The organism is Hoeflea prorocentri (genome assembly GCF_027944115.1).
Taxonomy (GTDB): Bacteria; Pseudomonadota; Alphaproteobacteria; order Rhizobiales; family Rhizobiaceae; genus Hoeflea_A; species Hoeflea_A prorocentri.
This window is the reverse complement of sequence record NZ_JAPJZI010000001.1, coordinates 3,468,723-3,486,654: the sequence shown is the minus strand read 5'-3', so window position 1 is coordinate 3,486,654 and position 17,932 is coordinate 3,468,723. Positions and strand designations below refer to the sequence as shown.

Annotated in this window: 15 protein-coding genes and 1 tRNA gene; 5 read left to right on the top strand and 11 right to left on the bottom strand. The window is 59.7% G+C overall.

What is annotated here, in order from left to right:
* Window positions 1-66: 66 nt before the first annotated feature.
* Window positions 67-3,507, bottom strand: a complete 3,441-nt coding sequence (locus OQ273_RS16310) for a PAS domain S-box protein (protein WP_267991550.1) — start codon at window positions 3,505-3,507, stop codon at window positions 67-69.
* A gap of 322 nt (window positions 3,508-3,829) precedes the next feature.
* Here OQ273_RS16310 and OQ273_RS16305 point away from each other — a divergent pair, with 322 nt between their 5' ends.
* The 4 genes from OQ273_RS16305 (at window position 3,830) to OQ273_RS16290 (ending at window position 7,856) form a co-directional block, all read left to right on the top strand.
* Window positions 3,830-4,285, top strand: a complete 456-nt coding sequence (locus OQ273_RS16305) for a phasin (RefSeq protein ID WP_267991549.1) — start codon at window positions 3,830-3,832, stop codon at window positions 4,283-4,285.
* A gap of 139 nt (window positions 4,286-4,424) precedes the next feature.
* Window positions 4,425-4,501: transfer RNA gene (locus OQ273_RS16300), tRNA-His, on the top strand.
* 104 nt (window positions 4,502-4,605) lie between these two features.
* On the top strand, window positions 4,606-7,173 hold the full coding sequence (gene mprF / locus OQ273_RS16295) for a bifunctional lysylphosphatidylglycerol flippase/synthetase MprF (RefSeq protein ID WP_267991548.1): 2,568 nt from the start codon (window positions 4,606-4,608) through the stop codon (window positions 7,171-7,173).
* Entirely contained in the window at window positions 7,170-7,856 is a 687-nt protein-coding gene (locus OQ273_RS16290) for an AcvB/VirJ family lysyl-phosphatidylglycerol hydrolase (protein ID WP_267991547.1), read from the top strand. The genes mprF and OQ273_RS16290 overlap by 4 nt, the downstream gene beginning before the upstream one ends.
* 6 nt (window positions 7,857-7,862) lie before the next feature.
* Here the strand turns inward: OQ273_RS16290 and OQ273_RS16285 are convergent, their stop codons facing one another.
* The 3 genes from OQ273_RS16285 to OQ273_RS16275 are packed head-to-tail and all read right to left on the bottom strand — an operon-like array spanning window position 7,863 to window position 10,997.
* Window positions 7,863-8,369, bottom strand: coding sequence for a cupin domain-containing protein (locus tag OQ273_RS16285; RefSeq protein WP_267991546.1), 507 nt, complete (start codon window positions 8,367-8,369; stop codon window positions 7,863-7,865).
* Between the two features lie 54 nt (window positions 8,370-8,423).
* On the bottom strand, window positions 8,424-10,010 hold the full coding sequence (xseA, locus tag OQ273_RS16280) for an exodeoxyribonuclease VII large subunit (protein WP_267991545.1): 1,587 nt from the start codon (window positions 10,008-10,010) through the stop codon (window positions 8,424-8,426).
* 42 nt (window positions 10,011-10,052) lie between these two features.
* On the bottom strand, window positions 10,053-10,997 hold the full coding sequence (locus OQ273_RS16275; RefSeq protein ID WP_267991544.1) for a LysR substrate-binding domain-containing protein: 945 nt from the start codon (window positions 10,995-10,997) through the stop codon (window positions 10,053-10,055).
* Window positions 10,998-11,210: 213 nt separating this feature from the next.
* Between OQ273_RS16275 and OQ273_RS16270 the strand changes: the two genes are divergently transcribed.
* Window positions 11,211-11,486 (top strand): DUF1127 domain-containing protein, encoded by a 276-nt coding sequence (locus tag OQ273_RS16270; RefSeq protein WP_267991543.1) that lies wholly within the window; start codon window positions 11,211-11,213, stop codon window positions 11,484-11,486.
* Window positions 11,487-11,679: 193 nt separating this feature from the next.
* Here the strand turns inward: OQ273_RS16270 and OQ273_RS16265 are convergent, their stop codons facing one another.
* The 7 genes from OQ273_RS16265 to OQ273_RS16235 all read right to left on the bottom strand — a co-directional run bounded on the left by OQ273_RS16265 (window position 11,680) and on the right by OQ273_RS16235 (window position 17,756).
* Complete coding sequence (locus tag OQ273_RS16265) at window positions 11,680-12,480, bottom strand: DUF937 domain-containing protein (protein WP_267991542.1); 801 nt, start codon at window positions 12,478-12,480, stop codon at window positions 11,680-11,682.
* A gap of 127 nt (window positions 12,481-12,607) precedes the next feature.
* A complete protein-coding gene (locus OQ273_RS16260) occupies window positions 12,608-13,981 on the bottom strand; it encodes a glutamate--cysteine ligase (RefSeq protein WP_267991541.1) in 1,374 nt (457 codons plus the stop codon).
* A 171-nt stretch (window positions 13,982-14,152) separates the two neighbouring features.
* Entirely contained in the window at window positions 14,153-14,887 is a 735-nt protein-coding gene (locus OQ273_RS16255) for a 16S rRNA (uracil(1498)-N(3))-methyltransferase (RefSeq protein WP_267991540.1), read from the bottom strand.
* 31 nt (window positions 14,888-14,918) lie between these two features.
* Window positions 14,919-15,560, bottom strand: a complete 642-nt coding sequence (locus OQ273_RS16250) for a hypothetical protein (RefSeq protein ID WP_267991539.1) — start codon at window positions 15,558-15,560, stop codon at window positions 14,919-14,921.
* A gap of 8 nt (window positions 15,561-15,568) precedes the next feature.
* A complete protein-coding gene (locus tag OQ273_RS16245) occupies window positions 15,569-16,201 on the bottom strand; it encodes a LysE family translocator (RefSeq protein ID WP_267991538.1) in 633 nt (210 codons plus the stop codon).
* An 18-nt stretch (window positions 16,202-16,219) separates the two neighbouring features.
* On the bottom strand, window positions 16,220-16,975 hold the full coding sequence (locus OQ273_RS16240) for a glutamine amidotransferase-related protein (RefSeq protein ID WP_267991537.1): 756 nt from the start codon (window positions 16,973-16,975) through the stop codon (window positions 16,220-16,222).
* The gene (locus OQ273_RS16235) at window positions 16,938-17,756 is read right to left on the bottom strand and encodes a FadR/GntR family transcriptional regulator (RefSeq protein ID WP_267991536.1); all 819 of its coding nucleotides are present in this window, start codon (window positions 17,754-17,756) and stop codon (window positions 16,938-16,940) included. Before OQ273_RS16235 ends, OQ273_RS16240 begins: the two co-directional genes overlap by 38 nt.
* Between the last annotated feature and the right edge of the window lie 176 nt (window positions 17,757-17,932).

The window sequence follows — 17,932 nt, the reverse complement described above, 5'->3', positions numbered from 1 at the left end:
AGATCGTCTTTTAAAATCAATACTTTAGAAATATTCTAAACTAACACAATCCGGTTTGTTTACCCGTTACTCCGCAAGCACGCGCTGCGACGGGAACACGATCTCGATCAGCGTTCCTTCGCCCGGCTGCGAGTTCATGGCGAACTGCGCCCTGTTTGCTTCAGCCATGGCTTTCGCCAGCGGCAGGCCGAGCCCTGTGCCTTCGCCGCGCGGACGGTTCAGACCGGCAACCTGCTTGAACGGCTTCATAGCCTGCTCCAGTTCGGCTCGCGTCATGCCGACGCCCGTGTCACGAATGCGCAGGCTGACATTGCCGTTCGGCTCGTAGGTCGTCGAAACGACGACTTGCCCGCCAGCCGGAGTAAAGCGCACGGCATTGGACAACAGGTTGATCGCGATCTGTTTGATCGATCGGACATCGGCCACCACCTGCGGCACATCCGACGCCAGGCTGGTTCGCATGATGACGCGACGGTCATTGGCTTGCGGCTGCAGGATTGAAATGGCCTCCAGCAGAGCATCATTCAGCGATACGGCGGCAAAATCCAGTTCCTGCTCACCGGCCTCGATCTTGGAGATATCGAGCAGATCATTGACGATATCGAGAACATGTTTGCCTGAACGGCGTATGTCGTTGGCATATTCAACATAGCGTGGGCTGCCGATCGGACCGAAACGCTCTTCCGCCATCAGTTCGGCGAAGCCGATAATGGCGTTGAGCGGTGTGCGGATCTCATGGCTGACACGCGCCAGAAAGTCGCTCTTGTGGGAACTGGCCGTTTCGGCTTCCCTCTTGGCCGATCGCAATTCTTCTTCTGCACGCTTCCACTGGGTGATGTCGCGCATGACCGCGCAATAGCCGTTGGAGCCCGACAGGTGGCCAATGGTCATGAACAGCGGCAGAAAGCCGCCGGAGGCTTCGCGGCCGATCACCTCGCGCCCGTCGTTCAGGACGCTTGCAACGCCATTGCCGGTCAGCCCGGACAGATAGTCCCGTACGGCGCGCTGGCTCTCATGGGCAAAAAGCATCGCAAACGGTTGTCCGCTGGTCTCCGCTTCGTCGTAATCGAACAGGGCGCTGGCCGAGTTGTTCATCGAACGGATGATCCCGTCCTCGCCGATAAGCACCACGCCATCCGTTGCGGTCTCCAGAATGGAGCGCAATTCTTCGACTTCCACCTGAAGAGCCGACGCCGCCGGCATTCCCGTCTCGTCCGGTATCTCCGGCTGAAGCGGCGGGCTGTCCGGTACACCGGCGTCCTCGGCGCTGACCTGCTGTTCTGAAACCAGGGGCTGAAGGGCAAGCATCAGCGCGCGCCCCTTTTCCCAGCGGATGGAGCGCAACTTCGCACGTACGCTTATCCGGGAGCCGTCTCTTGTCTTCAGCACCAGGTCGCCACCGGTCGAGGTGCTCTCGTCGCCGGTGCTGCCATCTCCGTCATCGAAGAGCCCGGCCATGCCGCCGGCTCTATTCAGTTCCGATTTGGTCAAATGGCCGGTCAACTGGCGGAATTCTTCATTGATGTAGAAAATTGTCGTGCCGTCATGGACGATAACCGGGGCGGGAAGCTGTTCGATAACAGCAGGCGTAACGGAATTGCCGTCCGGTGCGTCGGTCTGGTCACCAACAAGGGGACGTTTTCCACTCGGCGGTGCCGCATCGGCACCAGGGTCGGCGCCCTCGGTATTGTCTGCACGGTTATCCTTGTCGGATGCCTGCTGCGCTCCCTTGGGATCGCCGTGCTCGGTTTTGTTCGGTGGGGACGCACGTTTTCCGAAGGGCTCCGGGGGCTGTTCATCATCGCCATCTTTTGACCTCCGGGCCGCACCAAGCCGCTGGGCGATTTCCCGGAAAGCCTGTTTCTCGGTATTGCTGAGACCGTCCCGTGCCTGTGAGCGGCGATCCTGAAGGCTTATGATCTTGTCGCTTTGGCGACGGCCCGGCGTGTCGCTGATCTTCAACGCAGGCTTTTCCGTCTCATCATCCTCTGCGGGGGCTGCTGCGCCGCTCGGCTTGTCTTCGCCTGCGGGCTTGTCGACGGTTTCATGGCTGGCCGGTTCGTCCGGGCCGGGATCAATGGCAGGGAAACCGCCCGCGCCACCAAGTGCGATGCCGATCTTCTCCGGGTCCGTCTCGGCGTCGGCCGGGCGCACGATGCCAAAGCCGCGAAAGCCGTCAAACTCGCGTTCGCGGGAGTAGGTAGGCAGGGCTGCAAGATCGACAGGCACACGAAGATCCGTTCCCTGGATCGGCCACAGAACCGACTTGCCGGACCAGGTGTCGCGCTTGCGAAGCAGGTCGGCGATCGTGTGGTCCGGATCAATATTGAAGACCTGTGCGACGTCGGAGAATTTCCGGTCTTTCACGTCTGCGGAGTTGGGACCGACCGTCTCCGCGAATTCCGGCGAAATCTCCTTGAAGACCCCATGGGCGTCGATTTTCCAGACAAACCGTGTCGGCCGCTTCTCGGGATTGAACACAAATGCGGACGTGTCGGCCGTTTTCTGGTGGGGTTCTTGGGCGCTGCTCTGGGCCGGGGCCGGAGCCGGAACGTCAACCGGCTGCTCCGGTTCACGCTTCGCTGAAGGTGCCTCGGCGGCGGTACTGCTGTTTGGCTGCTCTTGCGGGGGGGCGTCGGTGTCGCGTTCCGCCGGAAGGTCCAGCAAATCTTCCTCGTCTTCCTCAACTCTTGCATCCTGAGGTGTCATGTTGAGCACAGAGGGGACGGTCCCTGGCCGACCGGCAACCCGTGTCTTTGGGCGCGGGTTGGCTGGTTTGCGCTTCGGGGCGGCCTCGGGTTCACTGTTCTTTTGCGCCTGGGATGCCGGTTCATCGGCATCAACCGGCATTTCGACCGCAAAAAGAAGGAACAGCCCGGGATCATCGCTGAGGCGGGCAACGGCGGAGGGAAGCTGTCCGAGAACCGTTGGAATAGGGTGCTTTGCAAGCCGCTCACGATCGCCCGACACTTCGCTGACAATCTGCCGTCTTACCTCGTCGCCAAGCCGCATACGGGCGAAGGATGAGGTGGCTTCGAGCACGCTGCCGTTTTCGTCGAGCACGGCCGCGTGTGTGTCCATGTCCTCGAACCCGTCAAGGATTGTGTTGGCGACCTGCGTCTGCGTTTTCCCGGTTTCATCGACCTTTGCTGAAATCAGCAAAGCCGGATTGCCGTCGGGCAGGTTGATCTTCTCAATCTGTGCAGAGCGCAGTTCATGTTTGAAACCGCTGTCGGAACGCATGACGAATGGATAGGTGCCGCCACGATTACGCACCACGCGGGCCGCGGCCTCGATCTGGCGATAGGCGGATCCGGCAGCGCCCAGTCCGGCGTCCATGCTGGCGTAAAGGGATTCATGTCCCAGCAGCCGTGCGCCTGCGCCATTGATCCAGAAGATTGTGTCCAGAAAGGGTGAAACAAGTATCAGCGCGTCGCCTGCACAAAACCGCGAACGTACATTGTCGTGAACGGCAATATCGATAAAAGGGTATCGACCCGTCGGCATGTCTGATCCCGTTCCCTAGTGCCAGGCGCTGATTACGCCAACGCCCGGCGTCCCTAATATTCTTTTTGGGCGCCTTCATCCCGGACGGAAACCGGCGGCCAACTAAACACGATCGTTAAGACTTTGTTAATAGGTGGCAATGGTGGCCGGGTCCAGCAGGGCGTGGGACTTGAACGGCCTTTCCTGACAACAGGGTTAATGCCAAAATTGTGCATTGCAAAATTTATGTTGCAATGCACAATAATCATCGCTATATAGACGCAAGACAGAATTATGCGTCGGGTGCCTGCCAACAGGGCCCGAAATCAAAGGAGTGCATGAAATGGCTGCCAAGAAAACCGCAAATGAAGACGTATTCGCATTCGCAACCGTGGATCCGACAAAACTGACTGAATCCTACCGCGAATTTGCCGAAAAGGGACTGGTTCAGTCCAAGGAAGCTTATGACAAGCTGAAGACTGCCGCAGAAGACGCAACGAAGACGGTCGAGCAGACCCTTGAGAGCGCTCAGGCCGGCACTGTCGAAATCAGCATGAAGGCAATCGACGCCGTGCGCACGAATGCCGACAATTCGCTGACGCACATTGAAGCGCTTCTGGGCGTAAAGTCCGTTGCTGAACTGGTCGAACTTCAGACCGGCTTCATGCGCAAGCAGGCTGAAGCCGCCGTCGATCAGGCCAAGGAACTTCATGAAGCAGCCCGCAAGGTTGCCGACAAGGTTTCCAAGCCCGGCAAGGACGCCTACGAAAAGGCTGCCAAGAACTTCCAGATCGGCTGATCCTGAAAGTCCGTGGCGATAGCGCCAATCCGAAGCCGGGCCGAAAGGCCCGGTTTTTTTATACCTGCCGTGCCCGGGGCCTCTTGCCAAACGCATCGCGGGGCCGTATGTCAGCCGTCAGCATTTGACGCTGTGCCGTGCGGTTGTAGCTCAGCTGGTTAGAGCGCTGGATTGTGGATCCAGAGGTCGGTGGTTCGAACCCACCCAACCGTACCATTTCCCGAATATGGACGCTTAGTGTGTAAAGCCGGCAGTACCGACTGACTTTTGCCTGGCGACTCTGTTACGTATGACCATTGGGAAACGGGAACAGCAGCGCCATGGCGGAACACAAGCACGGGATCAACGTCAAAACCGTTATGACCGGCTTGTTCGCCGTCTGCGTCACGCTCTTTTCGTTCTACCTGCTCCATCACTTCACCGAGGATATCTCGCTTGCGGAAGTTCTGCGCGATATCGAGATGACACCCGTCACCAGCCTGTTGTTGGCGGTCCTTGCGACAATCATCAGTTTCTGCGCGATCGCCTGTTATGAAATACTGGCCGTGCGAACCGTCGCCCCCGGCCGGGTGTCCTATCTGACGGCATCCTGGGCCGGTGTCGCCGGTTTCGCGATTTCCGATGTTGCCGGTTTTCACGTCCTGACGGGCGGCGCTCTGCGCTACCGTGTCTATAGCCAGAAGGGGTTGGAAGTACCCCTCATCGGTCAGATCGTGGCGCTCTCCTGGATGTCGTTGTGGCTGGGAATGGCCTTCCTGATCGGTCTTTCTTTCGCCCTCTATCCCGGTGGCTCGCTCATATTCGGCAAACTGCCGAGCGAACTGGTCCGCTTTGCGGGCTTTCTGATCCTCGCTGTCTTTGCCGCCTATCTCATATGGGTCGCACGCGGCCAGCGGGGCTTTGTGCTGCGCGGCATCAATATCCGGTTGCCCTCGGTTGGCATCAGCGCATTGCAGCTTCTCGCCGGCGTCGTCGATATCGCGGCGTCTGCCGCCACCCTGTACGTTTTAATGCCCGCCGATGTGACCGGCTCGATGAGCGGCTTTTTCGTGGTCTATATTTCAGCCGTTGTTATTGGCGCCATCAGCCATTCGCCGGGCGGGCTAGGTGTCTTTGAAGCCACGATCATTGCTGGTCTTGGCGCGGCCGGGCGCTCTGATGTGATCGGCGCTTTGCTGATTTACCGGTTTGTCTACTACTTCCTGCCGCTGGTGCCTGTCTCCCTCGCTCTCCTCTACATGGAGGTCACGCGTGGGCAGCAGGCGATACGCCAATCCGTTCAGAGCATTGGCAGGGCTTCCGAGCCGCTCGTACCGCCGATCGCTGCGGCCTTCACCTTTATCGGCGGGCTGGTTCTGCTCCTGTCGGGCTCTTTACCCGAAAGCGCTGTCTCCCACGAGGCCGTCAGGTCGCTGCTGCCTTTGCCGTTCGTGGAATCCTCGCACCTGCTTGCAAGTCTCGTCGGTCTGGCCTTGCTGGTCGTCGCCCATGCGCTGCTCCAAAGGCGCCAATCCGCCTATTTCCTCGCCATGGGCCTGTTGGCGGCGGGAACGGTTTTCGTGCTGACGAAGGGCTTGAATTACGAGGAAGCGGTGTTGCTCTTCGCCATTTTCCTGTTCCTGCTTCCCTTCCGTCAGGCCTTCTACCGAAAATCCGGCGAATCCGTCCTTGTTCTGACGCCTGCCTGGCTGTCGGTGATCGCCATTACCGTTGCTGCTGCCGTCTGGCTCGGTTTTTTTGCCTATCGTCACGTGGAGTATTCCAACCAGCTCTGGTGGGAGTTCAGTTGGAACGCCGATGCACCGCGTTTCCTGCGCGGCAGCGTGGCGCTCGTGGCCGCGCTTTTTGCGCTCGGCCTCCACATGATGCTCAATCGCCGGCCGTCCGTCATTCCTCCGGCGGAGGAGATCCCGGACAGCGTCAGGCGGCTTGTCGACGAAGCGCCGGACCCGGATGCAACCATCGCACTGCTTGGCGACAAGCATTTCCTGGTGTCGGATGATGAAAGCGCCTTCCTCATGTACGGTGTTTCCGGCGGCAGCTATGTTGCCAAGGGCGACCCGATCGGAGATCCGGAACGCGGAGCCGAGCTGGCCTGGCGCTTCCGCGAGATGGCCGACCAGGCCGGCTACCGGACCGTTTTCTACTCGGTGAAATCGGATTTCCTTCCACTCTATCTGGATATGGGCCTGTCGATCCTGAAAATCGGCGAGGTGGCGCGCCTTGACCTTGGCGCGTTCACCTTGGATGTGCCCGAGCACAAGGATCTGCGCTATGCGCGCCGGCGGGCCGAAAAAGACGGCTTGACCTTTTCGATTGTCCCTAAGGAAGAGGTGCCGCCCATCCTGCCGCAGCTTCGCGCCGTTTCGGATGATTGGCTCTCTATAAAATCGGGCAGCGAAAAACGCTTTGCCCTTGCCTATTTCGATGACGACTACATGCGATGTTTCGACTGCGCCGTGGTGCGCAAGGGCGACGAGATCGTGGCTTTCGCCAACATCCTGCGCGGGGCGCAAAAACACGAAATGTCCATCGACCTGATGCGGTACCGTCCGAAAATTTCCTCCGTCATGATGGATTTCCTGTTCGCTGAGCTCTTGCTGAACGCCAAGGAGGAGGGCTTCCATTGGTTCGATCTCGGCGCCGCGCCGCTGGCGGGCCTTGCCGACCATCCGCTTGCCACGTCCTGGAACCGGATCGGCACCATGATCTACCAGCATGGCGAAGAGTTTTATCACTTCGAGGGCCTGCGCGCCTTCAAGGAAAAATTCGGACCGGTCTGGGGCCCGAATTACCTTGCCTGTCCGGGTGGGCTGGCGGTGCCACGTGTCCTCTTTGACGTTACGGCGCTGATCTCGGGTGGACGTCTCAAGGCCATGAAAAGGTGAGGTTCCTGGCAGCCATCCTTGTCGTGCTCGCCTTGGCTGTTCCGGCGGTGGCGCAGACCGCCATTGACGATTTGCCGGTACATGTCACGCAGCCGTCTTCGGGCAGGGCCAAGGCCACGGTGGTCCTGTGGTCGGGCGATGGCGGCTGGAGTGCCACCATGCAGGGCATGGCAGACGCCCTGGCGCAGCGTGACTACGGAGTCGTCGGCGTCAGTTCGCTGCGGTATTTCTGGTATGAGCAGGCGCCGCAAACCATGGCTGTCGATACCGAGCGGTTACTGCAACATTTTGCAACTCAATGGCAGACTGAAGACCTTATCATCGCCGGCTATTCTTTCGGAGCCGATACCGTGCCCTTTGCCTGGCCGCTGATGAGTGCCGATACGCGCAATCGAATCGTACTCATCGCGCTGTTGAGCCCCTTCCTGAAAACAGAGTTTGAAATCTCGTTGCTCGGCATGTTCGGCATCATATGCGGCAGCCATGGCGTCGCCGCCGCGATTGATGAATTGCCGTCTGAAAAGGTTCTGTGCCTGACCGGAAACAAGGAGACGGATATGGCCTGTGGCGTTGCCGCCGGCGTTGCAGTGACGGGGGTTCCCGGCGGCCACACTTATGACCGGAACTGGACGTTGATTGCCGATATCATCGACGCGGAAGTCAGGCAGCGCCGGCCTGACTAAACCGCGTCACCCGTCGCTCTTTCTGAGCGCAAAGTCTTCCGGCCTATAAGCCGTAACATCCGCATCGTCGACAAAATGCATCGCACCGTCCGCCCAGAAGCCGGTTTTGCCGAGGGTCGGGAAGCGGGCGACTTCGGCAGCCGTCCTTTCCCCGCCCATCAGATAAACGAGATCCGAGTTTCCTTTGTTTTCAAGATGATGAACAGCACCGTCGGTTGGGAAACCGGCAAAGTCTCCGGGCACCACAACAGTGACATCGCCGTCGATCGTCAGGTGTCCTTCACCTTCGAGAATGAAGATAAACTCCTCCTGACTGACCTGGCTATGCGGCAAGAACCCCTCTTTGCCGGGAGGGATGCGGCCAAGAGTGACACCCATTCTCTGCATCCCCGTCTGATCGGAAAGCGGCACCAGCCGCATATCCGAATTCGGGTTGAGGGGGTGGCTGAAATGAAATGCGGCCTCTGAAGGGATCTGAGACGTGCTGACGACATATGTTTTCGATTTGGACATGGTCGTTTCCATTCCTGTTGAGCGGTGGTTAAGCGATGTATTCGGTCAAACGGTTCAGAAAAGGCTGCCCTGATCCGCGCCGCCCTTGGCAGGTTTGCCGGGTTTTTTTGGTTTTGGTTTGGCGCGTTTCGGTTCCGCGGCCTGATCGCCCGCGACGGCGCTCAGCCTTCCGTCGGCAAACTCCAGTGATATCGCGTCACCCTGCGAAAGAGCAGCAACACTTTCCACCGCCAGATCCTGCGAATCGCGAACGACGGCATAACCGCGCTTGAGGACGTTGCGATAGGACAGTGAATTGAGCAGGCGGGCCGCTTCCTGCAATTTGCGCTCCTGCCTTTCATAAAGCAGCGAAACAATTTCACCCGACCTTCGGGCAAGCACCTGGACGCGCTCGCGCCCGCGTGCCGCCTTGTCGGCCGCCGGACGCAACGTCAGCCGAGCAGACGCATTGGATAGCCTCGACGCGGAACGCTCGATCTGTCGTTCAAGCTGCCGTTCGTTACGCGTTCCAAGTTCCAGCAGGCGCTGGTTCTTCTCAAGCACCTGTCTTTGCAGGGTTGCCGGCGTCAGTTGCGCGGCGCGGCGTTCGAAAAGCTGTCGCTTGCCCGCCGTATTGAGCTGCAGTGCGCGCCCGAGCCGGCTTGCGGCCTCGTCAAACCGGCGTCTGGGCAAGGCCAGAAGCATGTCGATGGAGGGCAGGGCACGGGAGAGCGCCCTGACGGACTGCCGGTTGCTGTCCAGAGATCGCGAGACGCTGCCGGAAAGGCGCGCTGCGATGGCCGCAAGCCCGGCCTCAAGCTCCGCCTTGACCGGAACCGCCATCTCCGCCGCGCCCGTGGGTGTCGGCGCCCGCACATCGGCGGCATGATCGATCAGGGTCCAATCGGTTTCATGGCCGACGGCAGAGATCAGCGGAATATCGCTCTGCGCGGCGGCCCGTACGACGGCTTCGTCATTGAACCCCCACAAATCCTCAAGGCTGCCACCGCCGCGCGCAACGATCAGCACATCGGGCCGGGCAAGCGGTCCGCCCGGCTCCAGCGCATTGAAACCGTTTATGGCGGCTGCCACCTCGTCACCGCTGGTTTCGCCCTGAACACGCACCGGCCAGACAAGGACATGAACCGGAAAACGGTCAGTGATGCGATGCAGGATGTCGCGGATGACGGCGCCGGTTGGTGACGTGACAACGCCGATGACGCGGGGCATATGCGGCAGCAGCTGTTTCCGCGCCTCGTCAAAGAGGCCTTCCGCGGCCAGCTTCTTGCGTCGCTCCTCCAAAAGCGCCATCAGCGCGCCGGCGCCCGCCGGCTCCATCGATTCAATGACGATCTGATACTTGGAGGATCCCGGATAGGTCGTCACCTTGCCGGTGGCGATCATCTCCATGCCCTCTTCGGGCTTGAACTTCAGCTTGGAGAAAACGCCGCGCCAGATCACCGCCTCGATCCGTGCACGGTCGTCCTTTAGCGAAAAATAGGCATGTCCGGAGGAGTGCGGGCCTCGATATCCGGAGACTTCGCCGCGAATGCGCACATGACCGAACGCATCCTCGACGGTCCGCTTGATCGAGCCCGATATTTCGCTGACGGAATATTCCGCCAGGTTGCTTTGCGAATCGCCGGAAGAAGGTTGAGCCATGGATCTATAGCGCCCGGTTCTGGCCGTCCGGTCAAGGCCGGTCTACCAACTGAAGGATGCCAGTGCGTTCTTTTGCCGGCCGTGGGGCTTGCGCTGCGGTCCACGGCCGTTGGCGCCTTCCTCAGCCGGCGACATATTGTCGAGACTTGCGGCGATATGATCGGTGATCGCGTCCATGAGCACCGTGGCGACGCCTGGCCGTCTGATCATGCCGATTTCGGCCGGCGGCAGGGCCGGATATCCATCGCCAGGCGTCAGGATGCGCATGCCGGGCCGCAACGCCGATTCCGGCAGCAAGGACACGGCAAGGCCGGCCAGCACCGCCGATGCGACGACGGTCGACGACCAGCTTGTGAAAAGGATACTGTATTCGCGCCCGACCGAATCGAGCGCCGCGCAACCGAGTTGCCGCCAGTCGCAGCTGCGCCGCCCCACCGCCAGCGGAACCGGCGTCTCCGCATGAACCGAGTGCGCCATGGACGTGACCCAAAGCAAAGGCTCGGACCGGACAATCACCGAGTTGCGTACTTTCGGATTATGGGTGACAAGCGCGATGTCCAGCTCATTGCGATGGACTCTCTCGACGAGGTCCTTCGAGGGCTCGCAGGTGATCGTCAGCTCGACATTCGGATTTGTCTTGGCAAACCGCGCGATGATGTCGGGCATATACCGGTCGGCATAATCGTCCGGCGTTCCAAGACGGATCGTTCCGGCAAGCGCCTCCTCATCGAAGGCGGCAAGCGTTTCATTGTTCAGCCTGACAAGCCGCCGTGCATAGGCGAGCAGACGTTCGCCTTCGCCGGTCAGCCGGTTGATACGCCCGTCCTTTTCAAACAGAGTTTTGCCGATCCTTTCCTCAAGCCGTCGCATCTGCATGGATACCGCCGACTGGGTCTTGTTCACCTCCTGCGCGGCGCGGGTGAAACTCCCCATATCGACAATCGCGATGAAGGTTCTGAGCTGGTCGAGATCAAGAGGTGCGGCCATGAAAGGGCTCATCAAAAAAAATGATAATTACTATTAGAAACATTCACCAGATTAATTAGTCAAGCTTTGAAATTATGCATTGCGTCGCACTGATGAGTTGCGGCGGCGGCATGCTTCCAAAATTTGAATTCCAACCTGCTGATGACGAGTCATGCCGCCATTACTGGAGTCCGCAGTTCCCACAAAGGGGCGGACTCGGAAAGGAGAGATGTAATGACCAGTATCAATAGAGCCCTCGATATACAGGCAGCCGGAAAGCGTGGATCCGCCTGGACAACCGCACGTAAAGCGATCGTCTCTCTTTTCGTGCGTTACCGTAATCGCCGGCAGGTGATGGGCCTGAGCGATTTCAACGATCATATGCTCGATGACATCGGTATCTCGCGGGACGATCTGCGCCACGCTCTCAGGGGTGGCCCGTTCGACGATAACTCGATGGATCTTATGCGCGCAGCGTTGCGCCGAAGGTCGCAGCTCACGTTGCTTTGATAGCTCTTGCAGTATCGGTGCCCCATACGGTTCTGATTTTCCCGGCAGGTCTCCCCCCGGCCGGGCAAGATGATCCAGGCGCGGATCTCCCAATCGCGTAGTCGATACTGCTTCCCCAGCGGGCCAATATGCCCTGTGCCCGCTACTTACCCGACGGCTGCATTAGCAGTCGTCGGGCTTTTGCCCGGATCTGTTAACTCTTGCCGCCCAGATTCTTCATGTAGCTGTCGAACACCGCATCGACATTCTTCTGGTATTCTTTCTGCACCTTTGTGCCGGCGTCGAACATGTCGCTGATCATCTTTGAATACGGATTTTCTTCCTTTTCCGGCTCGGCCGGCTGCGCCATGCCCGGGAAACCGTTCTTCATCATGGTTTCCATCATGTCTGTGAACGGATTGAGCGCCTGCGGTTTATCGTTTGACCTGGCCGCACTGCCGCCGAACGTCTCCTCCATCATCTTGCCGAGCTGACCGGTGAACTCGGCTGCCTGCTTTTGAGACTGAGCCGTTTGCGCCATCATCTGGCCGAACATGTCGGCGACCGGATTGCCCGTATCGGGTTTCGAGCCTGCCGCAGACGCCTGATTGAACAGGCCTCCCATAAGGATCGAGGCAACTGCCGGCATCATCTGCTTGAAGACGTCCTGGGCAATCCCTGTTGCCATGGCCGCCTGGTTGGCTATGGCCCGGCTGACATCCTTTGATCCGAATATCCGGCCGAGCATCGCATTGCCTTCCGCGATGCCTTGCGGTGTGAAGGCGGCGGCAAGATCGTTGAAATAGTCCGCATAATGGCCCATCGTGAGCGCCTGCATGAATTCACCGATACCCTGCGGGCTGGCCGTGCTTCGCTTCAGGCCTGTGGCAAAGGCAGGCATCAAGGCCTCCATGGCCCGGTTGACCTGCTCCTCGCTCATCCCGAATTGCCCGGCAAAGGCGCGCATCGCCTCACCGTTCTGGGCACGCATCATCATTTCGTAGAGCGGCAGCATGATCTGAGCCTCCATGGTCAGCGTGGTAGGGCACTGCGCTCATAGAATCAGATTTGACCGGGACAGGCAATGTGTTGAGTGCGGACCGCCCCTTCACCGGTGACGCGGGCCGGCGATGCCGGCATTGTCAATAGGCGTAGTCTTTGAAGACAGGATCCACGGAGCCGTCCCAGCGGCCGTGATAAAGGTCCAGCAGCTCCTGCGCACCGGTTTTGCCGCGCGCAACGGCTTCTTCGAGCGGCGCCAGGAAATGCGCTTCGTCATTGTCGTCCTCGCTCAGCCTGCCGCGTGACTGCAGGCCGGACCTGGCGATACCGAGCACGTCGCGCGAAATGTCATGCAGGCTTTTGCCGGCGATTTCGGCATCGAAACCCTTTTGCGGCACCGAATCGCGCAGTGCCTGTACCTCGTCGACGCCCCAGGTCTTTGTCAGTTCCATTGCGGCATCAAGCGCCGCATCGTCATAAAGCAGGCCCACCCAGAAGGCCGGCAGCGCACAGATCTTGCGCCAGGGGCCGCCATCGGCGCCGCGCATCTCCAGAAATTGCTTCAAGCGCACTTCAGGAAACAAGGTAGAAAGGTGGTTGGTCCAGTCACCCATTGTCGGATGCCCTTCGGGCACCTGTCCTTCCAGGGCACCGTTCATGAACTGGCGGAACGTGACATGTGTGCAGTCGTGATACCGGCCCTCGCGCAAGATAAAATACATCGGCACGTCAAGCGCCCATTCGACATAGTCGGCAAAGCCGAAATCATCCGCGAACACGAAGGGAAGGATACCCGTGCGGTCCTTGTCGGTATCGCGCCAGATATTGGAGCGCCATGAAAGAAGTCCGTTCGGTTTTCCTTCGGTAAACGGAGACAGGGCGAAAAGAGCGGTCGCCAGCGGTTGCAGACGCATGGACACCTGCATCTTGCGGCGCATGTCCGCCTCGCTGGAAAAATCGAGATTAACCTGGATCGTGCAGGTCCGGTACATCATGTCGATGCCCTGGCTGCCGACCTTGGGCATGTAGCGCGTCATGATATCGTAGCGCGATTTCGGCATGCGCGGTGTCTCGTCGCGCGTCCAAAGCGGGCTGCCGCCGAGACCCAGGAAGCCGATGCCGAGCGGTTCGGCGATCTCCCGCAACTGCGACAGATGGGCATTGGATTCCCGGCAGGTCTGGTGAATGTTTTCAAGCGGCGCGCCTGAAAGCTCGAACTGGCCGCCGGGCTCAAGCGAAATGGCTCCATGGCCCGTCGGCTCGACAAGACCGATGATCTTGCCCTCGTCGAGGATCGGCTCCCAGCCCAGCACATCGCGCATGCCCGTCAGCAAGGCCGAGATGGATCGCGGTCCTTCGTAGGGAACCGGCGTATTGTCTTGCAAGAAGAAGGCGAACTTTTCGTGCTCGGTGCCGATACGGAAGTCGTCCTTCGGCTTGCAACCGTCAGCCAGATAGGAGATCAGTTCGTCGTGTGTCGTGACGGGGGTCTGGTCGGTCGTGTCGCGAGCCATATCGCACTATTTCTCTTTATTCTGTCGGGCAGGCCTGGTCTCGCCCGTGGCTTGATACACTGCGCAGCACCATTTGTCTGGCGCTCGCGCTGCTTGGACTGGTTTGCCGCAGCATGCAAGCAAAAATCGTTGATCGCAGCGTTCAGAAATAGTTGATGAGCGCATATCGGTTCACCAGTCGCCGATTGTGGCCTGAACAAGAGCAAGGGCTGCGACTGCTGCCGTGTCGGCGCGGAGGATGCGCGGACCAAGAGGGATAGCCGTCACGAAATCGCATGAGCGAAGCAGTGTCCGTTCGTCTTCGGAAAACCCGCCCTCCGGACCGATGAGAACGGCGAGCGGACTGTTCGGCAGTGCCTGAAGCACGGCGATCGGGTTGTGGGTGTCGGCGGCTTCATCGCAATAGATCAGCCGGCGATCGCTGTCCCAGCCTTCAAGCAGTCTTTCCAGCTTGGCCGGTTCGCGGCACTCTGCCGGCGAGAGAACACCGCATTGCTCACATGCTTCGATCACGTTTCGCTCAAGCCTTCGAAGGTTGATGCGGCCCGATTGCGTGTGATGGGTCAAAACCGGCTGCAGCACGCCTGCACCCATTTCCACCGCCTTTTGAACCAGGTAGTCGAGCCGCGCCTGTTTGAGCGGGGCGAAGAGATAGACAAGATCGGACGGATCCGGTTGCGGACGCTCGGCTTCCTCGATCACCAGCACAATCTTCCTTTTGCCCTCAAACCGCAGGCGCGCCGACCACTCGCCGTCACGTCCGTTGAAGACAAGGATTCGGTCTCCTTCCGTCATCCGCAACACATGAGCAAGGTAATTGAACTGGTCCTTGTCCGTGGCGATTTCGGCGTCGGAAAAAAGGTCCGCATCAAGGAAGAGCCGTTGCATCTTGTAATTCGCGCGCATGGATGCTGTGTGCCTTAACCCTAGCGGAAACTCAAGCGGTGGCCGAGGGATGGAACTGAGGCGTATAGCCGGCCCTTAAGGCAGCCACCGTAGAGCCGGGTGTCAAAAGCCTGAGGGATTGGGCCTGAAACATTTGTTGCATGTCGCTGCTTGTGGATGAGCGGTAACCCGAGATGGTCCAGACCAGCCAGCCGGAGGGTGTCGCCGCCATAAGGACCTGGTTGGCCTCGATCATGGCCCCAACCGGCAGTGAATCGATTTCCGCCGGCTTGATCCCTGTCGGACCGGCGCCGCTGATACAGCGCTCACGGTGCAGATGCCGGTCCATCTCATCCGCGCCCATTGACCCGATCTTGCGGCCCGCAGAAAACGCCGAGGCAAAGGCCTTGGCATCGCGGTTGCGGCATTCGAAACAGGGCCGGTGCCCGGCCGCCAATGCGGTGACCTCATCCAGGAAAAAGAGTTCAGTATAGCTTTCCGGCGACATGACCGTGCGTTGTCTGCCCCGGAAATCGGTGACACAGACGATCCAGCGCCTGCTTGCCCAGCGGCGGCCGGTCAGTGTTCTGGTCTTGCCGTCATGGATGCGTCCGCCGCGATTGCCCATCACCGTTCCGCGTGCCGCATCAGCGATGATCTCACCCAGCGGCGTTACGCGGTTTCGAAGCGGCATGGCGCGGCTCAGGCGCCGCGTCGTGCGAAGGCAGAGAAAAGACCGGCGCCGATCAGGAAGCCGGCGCCCGTGCGTGTCGCCGCGCGCAGGACCGCCGGTCGGCGGATAAACTGCCGTGCTCCACTCGCCAGCATCGCATAGGCCCAGGCGTTGAAAATCCCCAGCGCGACGAAAACGGCAACAAAGAGCGCCGCTTGCGGAGCGAAGGGTTCCCTATGCGTTATGAACTGCGGCACGAAGGCCATGAAGAAGACAATGCCTTTCGGGTTCAACAGCGTCACCAGAAACGCATCGCGAAATGCCGAGCGGCGTCCACCGCTGACGGGCGATGTATCGATCTGCGGTATCGACACGGGGGTGATCCACATCTTGATACCGATGTAGATGAGATAGACAGCGCCCGCCCATTTGATGACCGTGAACACCGTCGCGGATGCGGCAAGGATAGTGCCGACACCGATGATCGAAAGCGATGCGGCTGCAAGGTCCCCGAGCCCGACGCCCAAGACACTGGCAAGCGCGACACGCCGGCCATGAGCCAGCGCCTGCGAGACCACCATGATGATCGTTGGGCCGGGTATGACCAGGAGGATCATCGTTGCAATGGAAAATGTCAGCAGTGTTTCGGCTGAAACGGGCATGGCAGGTCTTCCGCTCTGTTAGAAATCGGCACGCCAATAAGCCATATTCAGATCAAAAAAGCGATCCAGAAATTGACCGTACCATTCAGCGAGCCTTTGATTGTGCGCCTCAAAGCCGGCGTCCTGTTCTTCAAAGCTCTGGGCTCCGGGTTTGCCGACATTGTCCGCCAACTCACGCTGCCATTGATCGAGGATCGTCCGGTCGACCTCCGGATGGAACTGGAAAGCAACGGTCGTTTCGCCAAGGCTGAAGGCCTGATTGGCAAAAAGAGGGCCCTTGGCAAGCAATGTTGCATCCCGCGGGCAGGCAAAACCCTGCGCATTGCCGGCAAGCGTCATCAAACCGTCTGGAAAGTAGTGCTCTCCCGCTTCAGTGATCTCAAGCGGGTAGTAGCCGAGCGCGACATGACCTTGCGGATGAAAACCCACCGCGGCCCCAAGGTGATGGGCGATCATTTGTGCGCCAAGGCAAATGCCCAGCAGCGGCACGCCGCGTTTCATGACGGTGTCCGCAAAAGCGATTTCGTCGCGCAGATAGGGAAACCGGTCAAGATCGGTCACGAATTGCGGGCCGCCCTTGATGATCACCCCGGCAATACGCTCATCCAGCATGGGCAGCTTTTCGCCAAGGTATGGGCGCACCAGCCGTACCGCGACATCGCGTATTGCCAGGTGTTTCAGGCCATTGTCCGCAGCGTTCGCCGCTTCGTGTTCGATGACGATGATGTGGCGTGGATTATGCGCGCTTCGTGGCGGTTTTCCGCTTGCTGTCATCACTGTGGCCGCCTTTCGCCCTTTGTTGCAGCCGCAGATTTGCGACCCGTGCCCAATCGTTCGCGCGCTCTGCCTCCCGCAGCGTATGCGCGACAAACTCCATGTGCCGTTCCGCCGCCCCTTTGGCGCCGTCCGCATCGCCGGCAACAATAGCGTCGAAAATGGCGATGTGTTGTTCAAGCAGCCGCTCGCTTGAACCCGAATATTGGTAAATCGCCGCTCGGTTGTAAAAGACCCCGTTGCTTAAGAGCCGGTAGCATGACCGCAGCGTGTGCAGCAGGATGATATTGTGCGCGGCCTCACCGATGGCGCTGTGAAACTCCACGTCAAGTTCCGCCTCGCGATCGGGATCGGCAGCGTCATGGGCCTGTTTCATTGCCTGCACAATGCCGGCGAGAAGCTCCCTGTCGGCCTGTGTGGCTCGTTGTGCGGCAAAGGCCGCCGTGATGCCTTCGACCTCCCTGCGGTACTCCAGATAGTCGAAGGTCGCCCGGCGGTGACGGGCGATAAGTTCCATAACGGGCTGGCTGAATATCTCGCCGATCACGTCCGCGATAAACGTTCCGCCGCCATGCCTGCTGGTCAAGAGCCCGCGTTGTTCCAGAGTTTTCAACGCCTCACGTAGGATCGGACGGGAAATATCAAGCTGGCGCGACAGCTCCCGCTCGCCCGGCAGCCGGTCGCCGACCCGAAGAACGCCGTCAAGGATCAGCGATTCGACCTGCTGCACAACCTCGTCAGCAGTGCGCCCGTGCGCGACCCGGGTGAAAATATCGTCCATTATTGCATCTCTTGTGGTCTCCGGCCGAACAGGCCGCAGCGGCAATGCTAGCAACTTGGCGCGAAACTGGTCAATAAACATGTCCACTTGTGGCGAGCTTGGCCGCGCGCATGCGCCGCGCCTTTGGACGCATCGAAATAGCCAATGTGGCCTTGTCTGCGATATAGGATCGATAC

Coding starts and splice junctions, on each gene's coding strand:
- mprF (WP_267991548.1), top strand. CDS start 4,606: ATGGCGGAACACAAGCACGGGATCAACGTCAAAACCGTTATGACCGGC.
- OQ273_RS16305 (WP_267991549.1), top strand. CDS start 3,830: ATGGCTGCCAAGAAAACCGCAAATGAAGACGTATTCGCATTCGCAACC.
- OQ273_RS16235 (WP_267991536.1), bottom strand. CDS start 17,756: ATGGACGATATTTTCACCCGGGTCGCGCACGGGCGCACTGCTGACGAG.
- OQ273_RS16250 (WP_267991539.1), bottom strand. CDS start 15,560: ATGCCGCTTCGAAACCGCGTAACGCCGCTGGGTGAGATCATCGCTGAT.
- OQ273_RS16240 (WP_267991537.1), bottom strand. CDS start 16,975: ATGACAGCAAGCGGAAAACCGCCACGAAGCGCGCATAATCCACGCCAC.
- OQ273_RS16310 (WP_267991550.1), bottom strand. CDS start 3,507: ATGCCGACGGGTCGATACCCTTTTATCGATATTGCCGTTCACGACAAT.
- OQ273_RS16275 (WP_267991544.1), bottom strand. CDS start 10,997: ATGGCCGCACCTCTTGATCTCGACCAGCTCAGAACCTTCATCGCGATT.
- OQ273_RS16270 (WP_267991543.1), top strand. CDS start 11,211: ATGACCAGTATCAATAGAGCCCTCGATATACAGGCAGCCGGAAAGCGT.
- OQ273_RS16260 (WP_267991541.1), bottom strand. CDS start 13,981: ATGGCTCGCGACACGACCGACCAGACCCCCGTCACGACACACGACGAA.
- OQ273_RS16265 (WP_267991542.1), bottom strand. CDS start 12,480: ATGCTGCCGCTCTACGAAATGATGATGCGTGCCCAGAACGGTGAGGCG.
- OQ273_RS16245 (WP_267991538.1), bottom strand. CDS start 16,201: ATGCCCGTTTCAGCCGAAACACTGCTGACATTTTCCATTGCAACGATG.
- OQ273_RS16285 (WP_267991546.1), bottom strand. CDS start 8,369: ATGTCCAAATCGAAAACATATGTCGTCAGCACGTCTCAGATCCCTTCA.
- xseA (WP_267991545.1), bottom strand. CDS start 10,010: ATGGCTCAACCTTCTTCCGGCGATTCGCAAAGCAACCTGGCGGAATAT.
- OQ273_RS16255 (WP_267991540.1), bottom strand. CDS start 14,887: ATGCGCGCGAATTACAAGATGCAACGGCTCTTCCTTGATGCGGACCTT.